Genomic DNA, 12,640 nt, shown 5'->3' with positions numbered 1-12,640 from the left:
GCTCAGTTCGTCGGTACCTTGGGAATATAGCCAAGGAGGTTGATCAGCGTGTTCGTTGCATATGTTTGGGTATGCATCTCAATGCAGGCCCTGATATAGTCGAGATGCTGGGCACTCCCGATCATCTCTGGAATTTCGTCTTTCTCTGGCAATGCCTGAAACAGTTGATCAGCCTTGTCAACGAGGAGCCGGTGGGTTCGGATAGCTTCTGCCGCGAGAAGTTCCAACTGGGGCCTGGGAAGCCCCTGCGTGAGCCCGAGCAGGGCGCGGATTTCGAGTTTGGCGTCAAACGTCTCTGGTTTCGATCCCATCCCCGTCACGTCCTCCGGCTTGTCCGCGGTGCGCCCCCGCGAACGTTAATCCTTGATCCCAAGCCGGGGGTTGGAAACTGTACTCGGACAGTCCTACGACCTTTAGCACCGGAGCGCCTGGACATACGTCGCAGGCCCCCGGCCGAAGGCCAGAGGATTCTGATGTCGTCATGGCCGACATCAGCCACCGAGTAGGGGTTTCCACACCCCGGGGCAGCGCGTACTGCCCTACCCTCCCTTATAGAGGGCAGGATCGATTTTCGCCAGTGCAAACAGGCGGATAATTGCCGTCGGGACGGTGCAAATTTGGCTCTCTCTCGCGCTCATTTCGCACCGATGCCGGAAAGATCGATCCGGATGCCGGCCTTGTTGAGGTCGCCGTCGCGACCAGGATCGTTTGCCGGTTCGCGCTCTTCATCCTCATCAAACTCATCCGATTTCTCGGCGTCCTCGTTGCCGGGCCCGCCCCTGATCGGCTCGGCTACCTCGGACTTGCCCGGATCCGGCGTCCGGAACACGGCCTCCCCCTCGAAATACCCGGTCTGCCAGGCGATGATCGCGTCTTCGAATACCGGCGGCAGGAGGTCTTCACCGGTCGGATTGCCGTACCACTTCAAGACGATCCGGTAGATTTTGGCGAACAGCGCGGTTCCCATGCGAAGATTGTTGCAGGCATCGACGAGATCAGGCTTCAACGCACCCGCCTCGAGGACCCCAAGACCCGCCGGATACTGGGTGATGCCGACACGCACGACATTGCGCCCGATATGCTGGCGGATCAGGTCCATGGCCTCTTGCGGGTTTGAGGGTTTTGGGACGAGAACAACGCGTTTCCCGGAGCGCACCGTAACCGCCAACGGGTCATCCGCACCGGCCTCGGCGATGAACTTTTCGACAATCGCCGGCTTCAGCCCGGGATCGGCGCATCCCTTGATGAGAGCCGCATCGACCATGCTTGTTCTCCATGTTTTCAGGTGTTGAAAGCGAGCACGAGCGGCAGTCCGAACAGCTTTGCCCAGGCGATCGCGCTCGCCCGCTGGATGGCGACGATCGACGTGCCCGTCGTCCACCAGCCATTGCCGGTCGCGACGAGGATGTCGGGGGAACCGAGCATCGACTGCAATGCGGGCCAGACGAGGAGCTGCTCGTAGCAGATCAGCGGCGCGACCCTGATGCCGTCATCCTCGAAGACGGGGTTGGCGAAGAGGTGGGCGCTTGCGCCGCCGCCCTCGCCTGTCCAGTCCTTCCAGGGTTGCCACATCGACACCGGGACCGGCATGCGTTCGCGATAGAGGATCTGCGACCGCTCGGCCGAGATCGCCACAAGCACGTTGTCATAACCCGCAGGCTCAAGCACGGCCGCGCCGGCGATGACGGTGATATCATGGCCTCGCAAAGCCTCTTTCCAGAGACGCTCCACGGTGGGCGTCCAGAAGCCGAGCGCGCTTTCAGGAAGGACGATGAAGCGGATGCCGTCGCCTGCGTTTCTGATAGCTGTGGCAATCAGGACTCGGTGGCGCTCAAATGATGTGTCGCGCCCCAGGCTTTGGCCCAGTTCAAGATCGACGCCCTTCCACCCTTGGGCTAGGCTCAATGCTGTCCAGTTTGCGGCGGACGAGAACCAGAAGCTCATCAAGGCAACGGCTGCTGCGGGCCAGTATCGCGATGTCATCATTGCGAGGCCGGCAGCGGCTGCAAGCAATCCAAACCAGCCCCAGTCCGGGAACAACACGCCGGCCGCGGTGATCGGCTGCGCCCAGCCGGTGATGCCGAAGGGCGGCAGCGTCATCACCATCGTCGCCGCGAAATACCGTAGCGCTCTTCCTCTTTCCGGATGGACCCTTCCCTCACGTCCCTCTTCCTGTCGCCCCCACCCCGACCCCTTTGCCCAGGCCGCCGCATGCACCGCGACAAAGGCAGCCGAGGCGGCCAGCCAGAGCAGAAGTCCGGGCCAGAGATCGGCGGCATAGAAGTTCGCGACACCTTGCGGCAGGCCACGGCTAGCGGCGAGGAAATAGCCCGCCGAGACCAGGGATGCGACCGTGCGCGACGGCGACAGCGCCCAGAGCGCCGGAAAGACCATCGCCACCGGAAGCGCAAGAACGACACCGCTCCAGGCGACCGCGCCGACGATGATTGCCAACGCGACGAGAAGTGCCGCATGTGCGCGGTCACGGGTCGACCGTGAGGACCGGCCGGGCAAGGCCGAGCAATCCGTTTTCCGGGATCGGACCAAAATATCGGGAATCATAGGAACTCGTGAAATGGGAGTGCAGATAGAGAGTGCCCGGCGGCACGATGCCGCCGGCAAAGGGCTTGAGCGCGCGCCCGGCGCCGTCGGTCTGGCGCAGGCGCGAGGACGGTAGTATCTCGCCGTCGATGCGCACCTCCTCGCCGACTTCAACCTTCTGACCGGGCAGCGCCGCCACGGCCTTGATTAGCGGTGCGACGCCACCCGGGCAGAGGCCGCGGGCGAGATAGAGACGACGTCGTGCCTCCTCGAACAGCGGCGTCACCGGCGGACAGACGAAAACGAGATCGGCGACCGCAATTGCACGGCTCGGTGCCTCGATCCGCCAGAGCCCCAGCGGTTCGCTCGGCGTCAGGTTCAGCCGGTAGTCGCCGAAACTCGCGGAGCCGGAAAGAAGACCGACCTCTATCGCCGCCACCGCAAGGACCATGGTTGGACCCCGCCGCTTCATTGTTTCAGGGTCGGGGTCTGACGCTGCGACAGCCGCATTTCCTCCGCCTGCTTCAGCGACACCACCTTGCGTTCGTGGGCGGCCAGTTGCTGGGCGGCGCGCATGATAGGCCACGCCTCCTTCAGCCGATGCCTTTCCTCGGGCCTCAGGCCATCGGCGAGCTTGTCGAACAGCTTGCCTGACGGCGCGCGCGCGGCATTGGTGAGCATGCTGCGCTCGCCGAACCGCGCAGCGACAGCCTTGGTGAATCCGTGGATTTCGAGCTTGGTCTCGCGGTTGCTGAGCGCAAATCCAAGGGCGGCCGGAAGATCGTTGCGGTCGATCGCATCGCGCACGCGCTCGAGCACGACCCGGGCGGCCGGCGACAATGCCGGAATATCGATCGATAGCCGTTGCCGAAGGCTCTTCTCCTCAGCCTCCAACCGCTCTCGGGCGCTCTCGCGCATCCTGAGATATTGCTCGATGTCGCGTTTCAAAGCCGGCACGTTGACCTCGGCGATGCGACGCGCCTCGCGCTCGGCCTTGCCGGCAAGAAGGCCGGTCTTGCCCTTCAGCGGTCCGATCGAAGCCAGCTCGGTCGCAAGCTGCTGGAGCACCTTCCTGGCTGTCATCCGGTCGGCAAGAACCGCATCGAAATTCATGGCCCGAAAGGCTGTCTCGGGATCGGCAAAGACATAGCGGAAGCGGGTGGAGACCTCCTCCCACTGAGCTTTGAGCGCCGGATCGTCGCCGAGCTTTCGGTCGACGCTGTCACCAACGCAGAATGTGAACTGTTTGATGCCGGCGACCATCGGCTCGGCCTCCTTCTTCTGTTTCTGGATGGGGGATTGAAGAAGACCAAACCGCTCGCCCGCGAGCCGCAGGCGAGATATGAGATCGGTCAGCTTCTGCTTCTGGCGCAGCGTCCAGTCGAGGCGGTCGCGCACAAGCGTGCGGGCGACCTGGACGAGATGCAGGCCGCGGTTCTCGGCAAAGGAGAGCGCTTGCCGGTAGAGCGTGGCGCGCTCGTAATCGAGCGTCGTCTCCTTGGCGTTGCGACGCGACAGCACCCGTTCGATCCCGCCATTGAAGGCGAAGGATCGTGCGCCGTAATAGACCTGCAGATCCTCCCGATGGCGCGTCATCGCGACATAGACAAGATGTCGATCGAGCGAAAGGGACGCTAGCACCTTCACCCGGTCAACGGTGGCGCCTTGAGACTTGTGAATCGTCGTCGCGTAGCCGTAATCGAGATTGTAGTAGAACCGCTGTTCGACCGTTACCTGCCGCCGCTGATCGCCCTCGCCGACCGTGGCGATAACCCGGTTGGGCGCGGCTTCGACAACGTGGCCGATCATGCCGTTCTTGACGCCGAGCGATCCGTCATTCTTCAGGAAGACGATCTGGTCGCCGGCATCGAACCGGCGCATGCCGTCGGCGGTGCGGAAAGCACGGCCTTCGCCGACCACGCCGCGCTCGACCAATTTTGCGCGCGCCATCTCATTGAGCAGGCGCACGTCGCGGCGCAAATGCGCCACGATCAGCGCCGACTTCTTCGGATCGTAATCGCGGTTCCAGTCGGCGACCAGGTGGTCGATGGCCTCGGCCTTGAGCGTCGAGCCATGCAGCTTGCCATAGGTTCGATAGGCGGCAAGCGCCGCTCCAATGTTCCCACGCGCCAGATCAAGCGAGGCAGCCCGCATCCAGTCTTCGCGCTGACGGTAGATCGTTTCGAGTTCGGCGTAACCGACGCGGTCGACAATGGCGCGGAAGGCGGCCCCCGCTTCGATCGGCTGCAGTTGATCCGGATCGCCGACGAGCACCAGCTTCGCCCCTGTCCTAACCACCGTCTCTATAAAGACGGCCATCTGTTTCGAGGCGACCATGCCGGCCTCGTCGATGACGAAGACGGTCTTGGCGTCGAGGCCGTCGCGGCCATGCTGCCAGCGCAGTTCCCAGGATGCGAGCGTGCGACTCTTGATGCCGGCTTCCTTCTCGAGGCCTTCGGCAGCCTTGCCGGCAAGCGCGCCACCGACGACCCGATACCCGGCCAGTTCCCAGGCTTGCCGTGCCGCCTTCATCATCGTCGTCTTGCCGGCGCCGGCACGTCCGACTATCGCCGCGATCCGGGCCGGACCTGCTACGTGCTCGATCGCGGTTTTCTGCTCGTCCGAGAGCCGCGCATGATGCGAAAACGTCGCCGTCAGCGCTTGTTCCCGGACGCCATGCGAGGATTGCCGCGAGAGCCAGATGGCGCGACTGGCCATCTCGGCCTCGAGCCGGATCAGCGTCCGCGTCGTATAGCGCGCGGGCACCCGCTCCCCGGTGGCAAAATCGATCGTGTCGCGCTGGAGACGTAGCACGTCCGGGCTCTGGATGATCCGCACCATCAACTGCTGGAAAGTGCCGGGATCGTCGACATAGCGATGCAGCACCTTGGCGACATCTTGGTTGTCGAAGACGCTCTTCTCCCGGGTGATCAGGTCGAGCACGACGGCCGGGTTGCGAAGGATGCGGCGGGCGTTCTCAGCGCGGCGTTCGTCGTTGAGTTCGAGCCGTTCGAGTTCCGGGCGAACACCCTGGCTCTCCGCCTTGCGCTCGATCGCCTTGGCGCCGACGCCGAGATGGATGGTCGGCTCCAGCTCGATGCCCTGCTTTTCGTAGGAGCGGCCATCGATCCTGAGCGAAATTCCGTTCAGCGCCAGATGATGGTTCTGCCGCTCGAACCAGCCGTCGCGCAGGACATTGAAATCATCCGTGGAACCGGCCCAGAGCTGATAGACGATCTTGCCGGATTTCGTGCGCAGCGGCTGGCCGCCGCCCTCGCCGAGAACCGCGACCTTCTTCGCCCCGAACCCGTCCTCGGTCAGCGGCCGCAAGGTCGTCATCAGGTGGATATGCGGATTACCGGGATTGTCGTGGTAAACCCAGTCCGCAACCATGCCCCTGGCGAGGATATGTGTCTCGACGAAATCCCTTACGAGAGCGATGTTCTGCTCGGGCGTGAGCTCCAGCGGCAGTGCGATGGTCATGTCCCTGGCAAGCTGGGCATCGGAGCGCTTCTCGAAGGCCTCGACCTTGTTCCAGAAGGCTTCCGACGCGCCAGAAATCGACCGGTCGGCGATAAGCGCGCGCGCCCATTTCGGGGCATCGGCCGGGAGGACAAATTCCTCATGCAGCAGCCCTTCCTTCGTGGCGTAGTCGATGGTGCGGGCCTCGCGCTCGTAGTCCATCCTGGCGCAGTGCCGGTAGGCCGCCGACAGCACGGCGCTGCGTCCGTCGCCGCGGCTGACGATGCTGGCTGAGAAATGGGCGATGGCCACGGCGACAGGAACTCCCGGATTGAACCGCGTTCGGCCGAAGAGCGGGCCCCGCCAGGGCAATCAGCAAACACGTCGCCACAGCGACGTATAATTGCGCCCTTGGATCCGCTCTCGTCGAGCGGCGGGATGATGGACGAAAGTGTCGGCCTTGCCGACGTGCAATACTGCACCTTTCAAAACGGAAGCATGCGGAGGAGTTTCGGGCGGCGCGAAAGCACGCCGAAGTCCAAGGAGATGCGACCCGAATGAAGAAGCCGTCATCGAAGATCAGGGAAGAGATCGCCCGCCTGCAGGAACAGTTGAAGCAGACTGAGACACGCGAGGCCGAGCGCATCGGGCGGATCGCGCTCAAGTCCGGTCTTGGCGACATCGAGATCGAGGAAGCGGATCTCCAAGTGGCTTTCGAGGAAATTGCCGGGCGCTTTCGCGGCGAGAAGGGACAGGCGACCGGAAGAAAGAATGCCGGCGATGGCGGGGCCGCCGGCGAAACGCCGGCGAGCTTCAGCCCTGGCGCGGATCAGGGCAGCACTGGCGAGGCTTGAGCGGATGAAGCGGCTCACCTCATCGGAGGCGCGGAAGAAGGACACGCGCGAAAAAATCGAGCTCGGCGGTCTGATCGTCAAGGCAGGCCTGCGTTACGAGAAACGGGCCCTTCTGCTCGGGCTGCTGATCGACGCTGCTACTCGCCTCAAGGGCGACGCGGCGGAACGGTCGCGGCTGATGGCAATCGGGATGGAGGCGTTTGGCCGTGACGGCGAATAAGGTCCTCCTTGCGGTTTTTCCGGCCATGGCGATGATCGCTGCTGCAATCGTCATGCCGGGCATCGAACATTGGATGGCGGCGTTTGGAACGACGCCCCAGGCACAACTGCTGCTCGGGCGGATTGGTCTTGCCCTGCCCTATGCGGCCGCGGCGGCGCTCGGCGTGATCGCGCTATTTTCGGCAGCCGGCGCGGTCGACATCAAGGCTGCCGGCTTGAGCGTGTTATCCGGCGCCATCTTCGTCTCAATCCTGGCGATCGCCCGTGAGGCGCTGCGGCTCCAGGCTCTTGCCGACCAGGTCGCTGAGGACAAATCCGTCCTTGCCTATGCCGATCCATCGACGATGCTCGGCGGCTCCGCCGCGATCCTCGCCGGGATCTTTGCTCTGCGCGTCGCGCTGAAGGGCAACGCGGCATTTGCACGGCCCGTCCCTCGCCGCATCACCGGCAAGCGGGCGATCCATGGTGAGAACGACTGGATGGCGATGAAGGACGCGGCAAAGCTCTTTGCCGAAGACGGCGGTATCGTCATCGGCGAGCGCTACAGGGTCGATCGCGACAGCGTCGCCGCTACATCGTTCCGCGCCGATCAGCCGGCCAGCTGGGGTGCTGGCGGGCGCTCTCCGCTCCTCACCTTCGATGCATCTTTCGGCTCCACGCATGGCGTGGTCTTCGCAGGCTCCGGCGGCTTCAAGACAACGTCGGTCACCGTTCCAACTGCGCTCAAATGGGGCGGCGGGCTCGTCGTCCTCGATCCCTCGAGCGAGGTGGCGCCAATGGTGATCGACCACCGCCGCAAGGCCGGTCGAAAGGTCATAGTCCTCGATCCGTCGACCCCGGACGTCGGCTTCAATGCGCTCGACTGGACCGGGCGGTTCGGCGCAAGCCGGGAGGAGGATATCGTCGCGGTCGCGACCTGGGTGATGACCGACAATCCGCGCCCGGCGGCTGCCCGCGACGACTTCTTCCGGGCATCCGCCATGCAGCTCCTGGTGGCGCTGATTGCCGATGTCTGCCTCTCCGGCCATACGGACGAGAAAGACCAGACGCTGCGGCAGGTGCGCGGCAATCTCGCCGAGCCCGAGCCGAAGCTGCGCGAGCGCCTGACGCGCATTCACAGCCAGTCGAATTCGGATTTCGTCAAGGAGAATGTCGCGCCTTTCATCGCCATGACGCCAGAGACGTTTTCCGGCGTCTACGCCAATGCGGTCAAGGAAACCCATTGGCTGTCTTACCCGAACTATGCGGCCCTCGTGTCCGGCGACACCTTTGCCACCGACGATCTTGCGGGCGGCAAGACCGATCTTTTCATCGCGCTCGATCTCAAGGTGCTGGAGGCCCATCCCGGCTTGGCTCGCGTCGTGATCGGCTCGTTCCTCAATGCCATCTACAATCGCAGGGGTGAGATGAACGGCCGCGCGCTCTTCCTGCTCGATGAGGTCGCGCGTCTCGGCTATATGCGCATCCTCGAGACGGCGCGCGATGCCGGCCGCAAATACGGGATCACGCTCACGCTGATCTTCCAGTCGCTCGGCCAGATGCGCGAGACTTACGGCGGCCGAGACGCGACAAGCAAATGGTTCGAGTCAGCCGCCTGGATCAGCTTCAGCGCGATCAACGATCCTGACACGGCGGAATATGTTTCGAGGCGCTGCGGTGAGACGACCGTGGAGGTCGATCAGCTGAGCCGCTCGACACAATCCTCCGGCTCGTCGCGGACGCGCTCCAAGCAGCTCGTCAGCCGGCGGCTGATCCTGCCGCATGAGGTGATGCGCATGCGCAGCGACGAGCAGATCGTCTTTACATCAGGCAATCCCCCGCTCAGGTGCGGACGCGCCATCTGGTTTCGGAGAGAGGACATGAAGGCCTGCGTGAAGCCGAATGTGTTCTTCAAGGGTGACGCGGCAGCCACGGCGCGCACGAAGCCTCAGCCCTGATGCTGATCTTCAGGAACGCCCTCGAGCAGGCCGTCATAGACTTCGAGCAGTGCAGTGGTGATGGCCTGGCCGAGCGCGTTTCCGGCGGCACGTACGTCATCATCCGTGCCGTCGCGCGCAGCTTGGGCGAGCTCGAAGCCCTGCTCGCTGACGATCTGCTTGGCGACCTCGATCGCCCAGAGACCGAAGTCGCCGCGATTTCCGATTTGAACAGTATCTTCCATGGTCATCTCCCGAGATATCTGCCGCGCGCCTTACAATTTTCTCGAGCCGAAGGCCAGTGCATCAGTGTGCGGAAGAAGCAAACCGGTGGCATGGTACGCCCGAACTTAGCCAGCCCGGGTGAGATCGAGAGGGGTCGGCAGAGCCTCCCTTTCAAGCCGTGCCGGCCGGTCGATCCGGATGGAACGGCTCATAGGGGAAGGCAGAACCAGAGGCGGCTTGCCGCCTCTGTCTGGACCTCAATCGCCCGGGTCGAAAGGCTCTTTGTCCTCGAGGCCAATGCGCCATAGTTTGTCGGACCACCGCGAGGGAAGATATATCTCGTCGCCGCCAAAGTGCGCGATGATGATCCTTCAGGGCTCATGAAACAAACCGAACTCGGCCTTATGGTCGATCGCGTAGAGCAGCGCCGCTGATAGAAACTCACGCGAGATGTCGCCGGGCACATGAACTTCCGCATCGAAATTTCGGCACAAATCCTCAGACGCGTTCGGCTGCTGATCCGGCAGACCCTGGTCTTGGCCAACCGGGTGAATGGTTTGATGCTTTGTCATCAGAGGCTCCTTTTCGTTTTCTGACGAAAGGGATCCGCACCGTAGCCCGTGAGGGGTCAGGGACCGCGGAACGCGGCCGCCGCGCGGCGAGCGGAGGAACCAAGTTTTTCTGTGCCGCTTGCAGCGCAGGGAAAATTGGAGGGGCCGCGATGTCTTTGACGCCGGAACGGCGAGTGCACGCTGGGACGGCAGGAGATAGACCGCGTCCTGAAAAGGACGCGACCGCTTGCCAGCTCTGCTGGCCATACGACGTTCCGGCAATCTCGTAATGACGATATCTGGCAACGCCAAGCTTCTTCTTTACGAGAGGATCGTAACCCGACTGGGCGGAGAACGCATGCGAGCTCCGGTCGCAGCGCAACTAAAGCCGTGCACCGTCGGCGCCTCGCCCATGCACCATTCTTCACGAAAATGAATCGGTCGCACCTGTATGATTCACATATGTCGTTGGACGCGGCGGTGCGCTGTCACGATGATGACGCCATGGTCAAACAACCCTACCACCTCTATGTCGAACGGGCGGATCCGGCGAAAAACATGGCGCGGTACTATGCCATGGAGATCGGGCAGACGATGTTTGGAGAGGCTTGTCTGATCCGGCGATGGGGACGGATCGGCAAACGAGGCCAGGAAAAGCAGCATGTCTTCGAACGGGAGGAGGAAGCGGTGCGACTGTTCCTCTACCTGTTGAAGCAAAAGCGCGCTCGTGGCTATCGACCAAAAACAATGCTCCGGCCTTTGCACAGGTGACATTATCGAAGGCGCTTCGGATCTGAGAAGAGGCCGCCGAAGCGGCCCATGGCGTGTCATTCGCGTCAATCCCAATCGGTCTCGAAGGAGGCCTCGATTCCGACGAAGAATGGGATCTTGATGGCGAGTTTCAGACCGAGCTTTCCCTTGCGGAAGAAGTGGCTGATCACCTTGCCAAGGGCCTGAAGACGGCGGCCGGTGGCGCTGAGGAATCGGGCGAGTTGGCGCATGATACTTTCTCCTTTCGATAGGCTGTCATCGCGGGGGTGAGGCACGCAGACCGATAAGGAAGGCTGCACCGGCACGGACGCAGCGGATGCGGAGGACCGGCTGGCGGCTGAATTTTGATTGCGCGAGGAGCCGTGCAGCGGCGGGGAAAATTCCGGCGGCGGCGGGTTGCGGAGCGATGCCGGGCTGCAACATCCCCGATGTCATGACAGAAGATCGAAAGGGAGCTGTGCCGACGCCTCCTCACCGCCTCTGGATGCCGGCGGTCTGGCAGTGTTGCTGGCCTGCCGCTCTCAAAAGGGCGGCTCGGCGTCGATGGACCCGTCCTGTTCGGCCATCGCCAGGATCAGTTCGGCCTGGGCGAGTTCGAGTTCAGCTTCGATCTGGCGGCACTCGGCGGGGTCGTTGCAGGCAAGCAGCTCGGCGCGCAGTTCGCTGATGTGTTGTTCGATGATCATCGCCTTCGTCTCCTTGAAGTTTGTGAAAGAAGAGCGCCGCGGTCATGGCGGATCGGAGGGGTCAAGGAGCGCGGCACGCGACCGGCGGAGCCGGCGAGTGGGGGAGCCGAAATGCGCAAGCATTTTGGGGGTGCCGCTCGTCCTTCGACGCCTTCGGGGCCGCCGTGGCACCCTTGACCGATCTGAGCAGACCCAAGTTTCCGGTTGGCACCCGAAAGGCCGGGGGCCGGCTCGATGCCGGCTTCCGGCCTCCATATGCCCACCAAGAGAGCCCCGCCTTGGCGGCGGGGCTCCTCGGATTGCGGTGTCAGGCCTCGCGCTTCGGGCGGTTCCAGATGAGGGCGTATTCTCCCTCCTTCTCGCCCGGCCAAAGGGCCGCGGTGATCGGGGCGTTGAAGCTCGGGTCGTCGAGCTTGACCGAGATGTATTCCTCGCCGTCGTTGGAGACCGCCTTCCAGCCCGCGCCGACCTCGACGCCGTTGCCGGCGGTGACGCGGAAGTCCGGGGCGTCGCGCGAGACGCGTTCGATGGGGTTCAGGCGGGCCTTGAAGCTGACCGTGAGGGTTCGCACGTTGCCGATGATGCTGGAGTTGCCGTTGGTGGTGAATTCGCCGATGACTGCCATTGTCGTGATCCTTCCGGTTGTTCGGGCCGCGCCGATCGCGGCCTCGATGACGGTGTTAGGACCGGGGGCGATCGACGCCGCACCGCCTGGCGGCCGGAACGTGAAGTGGAGGACGGCCGGGAGCGGCTTTCTTGGTTGCGCGAGGAATGCGAACCTGTTTGCAGGGGAAGAAAGCAGCGAGTGGTCGTTGCGGCCGAGGCGATCGAGACGAAGGCGTCCTTCGGTCACACCAGATTCATCGAGGCCCGCGTCGGTGTGGCCGGTCCTCGGGCCGGACGGAACGCGATGCGGGCAACCGGATTGACGATTATCCGCCAACAGGCTGCGCAACGTTCGGCGCCATGCTCATGTCCCCTGCCAGGGTCCTAGGAGTCCCTGCTCTCGACGCCATCGCCAGCGACCTTGGTCGCATCACCACTGCGCCAGGATCGAAACCGCGCCTGCGCGATGCGTTGTTGTCTCAATCAGGCAGGGCCGATAACGTCCTGAGACGATTGGACAGGAAGAATGGGTCATGACGGACAACACCATCGTATGGGAACGTGACGGCATCGATCCGGGCTGGTTCTTCGCCGGGAGCGTCGGCTCGGTTCGAAAGAGCTCCAGCTATCGTCCCGGCGGGTGGTGGTTTCTCCCGCTGTGGCTTCCCGACAGGCAAGAGCACGATGTAGGTCCTTTCAGGACCAAAGCGGCTGCGATGACTGAGGCGGAACGCCTTGCCGCCGAACGGATTGCGAAGTCAGTCGCGGGCTCAGCGTGGCATTGAAGCGGCGATGTCGGAATAGCTGCC

General features: G+C 63.3%; 15 protein-coding genes. 5 read left to right on the top strand and 10 right to left on the bottom strand.

Annotation, left to right across the window (positions count from 1 at the left end; genetic code table 11):
• Positions 1-2 precede the first annotated feature (2 nt).
• From M728_RS26565 to traA, 5 genes are all read right to left on the bottom strand, one after another.
• Positions 3-311 (bottom strand): transcriptional repressor TraM, encoded by a 309-nt coding sequence (locus M728_RS26565; protein WP_026622788.1) that lies wholly within the window; start codon positions 309-311, stop codon positions 3-5.
• Positions 312-634: 323 nt separating this feature from the next.
• Positions 635-1,264 carry a TraH family protein gene (locus tag M728_RS26560; protein ID WP_026622787.1) on the bottom strand — a complete coding sequence of 210 codons (630 nt, stop codon included), beginning with the start codon at positions 1,262-1,264 and terminating at the stop codon, positions 635-637.
• Between the two features lie 17 nt (positions 1,265-1,281).
• Entirely contained in the window at positions 1,282-2,514 is a 1,233-nt protein-coding gene (locus tag M728_RS26555) for a conjugal transfer protein TraB (protein WP_026622786.1), read from the bottom strand.
• The gene (gene traF, locus M728_RS26550) at positions 2,483-3,013 is read right to left on the bottom strand and encodes a conjugative transfer signal peptidase TraF (RefSeq protein ID WP_026622785.1); all 531 of its coding nucleotides are present in this window, start codon (positions 3,011-3,013) and stop codon (positions 2,483-2,485) included. Before traF ends, M728_RS26555 begins: the two co-directional genes overlap by 32 nt.
• Positions 3,010-6,315, bottom strand: coding sequence for a Ti-type conjugative transfer relaxase TraA (gene traA, locus M728_RS26545; protein WP_026622784.1), 3,306 nt, complete (start codon positions 6,313-6,315; stop codon positions 3,010-3,012). Before traA ends, traF begins: the two co-directional genes overlap by 4 nt.
• A gap of 245 nt (positions 6,316-6,560) precedes the next feature.
• Here traA and traC point away from each other — a divergent pair, with 245 nt between their 5' ends.
• The 3 genes from traC to traG are packed head-to-tail and all read left to right on the top strand — an operon-like array spanning position 6,561 to position 9,013.
• Positions 6,561-6,857, top strand: a complete 297-nt coding sequence (traC, locus tag M728_RS26540) for a conjugal transfer protein TraC (protein ID WP_026622783.1) — start codon at positions 6,561-6,563, stop codon at positions 6,855-6,857.
• A 4-nt stretch (positions 6,858-6,861) separates the two neighbouring features.
• Positions 6,862-7,077 carry a type IV conjugative transfer system coupling protein TraD gene (gene traD, locus M728_RS26535; protein WP_026622782.1) on the top strand — a complete coding sequence of 72 codons (216 nt, stop codon included), beginning with the start codon at positions 6,862-6,864 and terminating at the stop codon, positions 7,075-7,077.
• A complete protein-coding gene (traG, locus tag M728_RS26530; RefSeq protein ID WP_026622781.1) occupies positions 7,064-9,013 on the top strand; it encodes a Ti-type conjugative transfer system protein TraG in 1,950 nt (649 codons plus the stop codon). Before traD ends, traG begins: the two co-directional genes overlap by 14 nt.
• On the opposite strand, the gene M728_RS26525 is transcribed toward traG, so the two are convergent.
• Both M728_RS26525 and M728_RS26520 read right to left on the bottom strand, forming a co-directional pair.
• Positions 9,004-9,237, bottom strand: coding sequence for a hypothetical protein (locus M728_RS26525; RefSeq protein ID WP_026622780.1), 234 nt, complete (start codon positions 9,235-9,237; stop codon positions 9,004-9,006). The two genes, traG and M728_RS26525, sit on opposite strands and share 10 nt — an antisense overlap.
• 351 nt (positions 9,238-9,588) lie before the next feature.
• Positions 9,589-9,789 carry a hypothetical protein gene (locus tag M728_RS26520; RefSeq protein WP_245269812.1) on the bottom strand — a complete coding sequence of 67 codons (201 nt, stop codon included), beginning with the start codon at positions 9,787-9,789 and terminating at the stop codon, positions 9,589-9,591.
• A gap of 441 nt (positions 9,790-10,230) precedes the next feature.
• Here M728_RS26520 and M728_RS26515 point away from each other — a divergent pair, with 441 nt between their 5' ends.
• Complete coding sequence (locus M728_RS26515) at positions 10,231-10,539, top strand: WGR domain-containing protein (RefSeq protein ID WP_026622779.1); 309 nt, start codon at positions 10,231-10,233, stop codon at positions 10,537-10,539.
• Between the two features lie 65 nt (positions 10,540-10,604).
• On the opposite strand, the gene M728_RS26510 is transcribed toward M728_RS26515, so the two are convergent.
• The 3 genes from M728_RS26510 to M728_RS26500 all read right to left on the bottom strand — a co-directional run bounded on the left by M728_RS26510 (position 10,605) and on the right by M728_RS26500 (position 11,850).
• Positions 10,605-10,769, bottom strand: a complete 165-nt coding sequence (locus tag M728_RS26510; RefSeq protein ID WP_198023435.1) for a hypothetical protein — start codon at positions 10,767-10,769, stop codon at positions 10,605-10,607.
• A 291-nt stretch (positions 10,770-11,060) separates the two neighbouring features.
• Positions 11,061-11,225: a hypothetical protein gene (locus M728_RS26505; protein ID WP_198023434.1), complete on the bottom strand. Its 165-nt coding sequence runs from the start codon at positions 11,223-11,225 to the stop codon at positions 11,061-11,063.
• Between the two features lie 307 nt (positions 11,226-11,532).
• The gene (locus M728_RS26500; RefSeq protein WP_370906531.1) at positions 11,533-11,850 is read right to left on the bottom strand and encodes a DUF736 domain-containing protein; all 318 of its coding nucleotides are present in this window, start codon (positions 11,848-11,850) and stop codon (positions 11,533-11,535) included.
• Positions 11,851-12,364: 514 nt separating this feature from the next.
• Here M728_RS26500 and M728_RS26495 point away from each other — a divergent pair.
• Positions 12,365-12,616 carry a hypothetical protein gene (locus M728_RS26495; protein ID WP_026622990.1) on the top strand — a complete coding sequence of 84 codons (252 nt, stop codon included), beginning with the start codon at positions 12,365-12,367 and terminating at the stop codon, positions 12,614-12,616.
• Positions 12,617-12,640 lie beyond the last annotated feature (24 nt).

Source organism: Ensifer sp. WSM1721, assembly GCF_000513895.2.
In the GTDB taxonomy this organism is placed as follows: domain Bacteria; phylum Pseudomonadota; class Alphaproteobacteria; order Rhizobiales; family Rhizobiaceae; genus Sinorhizobium.
The sequence above is the reverse complement of the archived record's forward strand: the minus strand, read 5'-3'. Positions and strand labels throughout refer to the sequence as shown.

What these genes read in the sequence shown, in the direction of transcription:
- traD (WP_026622782.1), top strand. Translation starts at nt 6,862, where the DNA reads ATGAAGCGGCTCACCTCATCGGAGGCGCGGAAGAAGGACACGCGCGAA.
- M728_RS26560 (WP_026622787.1), bottom strand. Translation starts at nt 1,264, where the DNA reads ATGGTCGATGCGGCTCTCATCAAGGGATGCGCCGATCCCGGGCTGAAG.
- M728_RS26525 (WP_026622780.1), bottom strand. Translation starts at nt 9,237, where the DNA reads ATGGAAGATACTGTTCAAATCGGAAATCGCGGCGACTTCGGTCTCTGG.
- M728_RS26565 (WP_026622788.1), bottom strand. Translation starts at nt 311, where the DNA reads ATGGGATCGAAACCAGAGACGTTTGACGCCAAACTCGAAATCCGCGCC.
- M728_RS26515 (WP_026622779.1), top strand. Translation starts at nt 10,231, where the DNA reads ATGTCGTTGGACGCGGCGGTGCGCTGTCACGATGATGACGCCATGGTC.
- traF (WP_026622785.1), bottom strand. Translation starts at nt 3,013, where the DNA reads ATGAAGCGGCGGGGTCCAACCATGGTCCTTGCGGTGGCGGCGATAGAG.
- M728_RS26505 (WP_198023434.1), bottom strand. Translation starts at nt 11,225, where the DNA reads ATGATCATCGAACAACACATCAGCGAACTGCGCGCCGAGCTGCTTGCC.
- M728_RS26520 (WP_245269812.1), bottom strand. Translation starts at nt 9,789, where the DNA reads ATGACAAAGCATCAAACCATTCACCCGGTTGGCCAAGACCAGGGTCTG.
- traC (WP_026622783.1), top strand. Translation starts at nt 6,561, where the DNA reads ATGAAGAAGCCGTCATCGAAGATCAGGGAAGAGATCGCCCGCCTGCAG.
- M728_RS26495 (WP_026622990.1), top strand. Translation starts at nt 12,365, where the DNA reads ATGACGGACAACACCATCGTATGGGAACGTGACGGCATCGATCCGGGC.
- M728_RS26510 (WP_198023435.1), bottom strand. Translation starts at nt 10,769, where the DNA reads ATGCGCCAACTCGCCCGATTCCTCAGCGCCACCGGCCGCCGTCTTCAG.
- M728_RS26500 (WP_370906531.1), bottom strand. Translation starts at nt 11,850, where the DNA reads ATGGCAGTCATCGGCGAATTCACCACCAACGGCAACTCCAGCATCATC.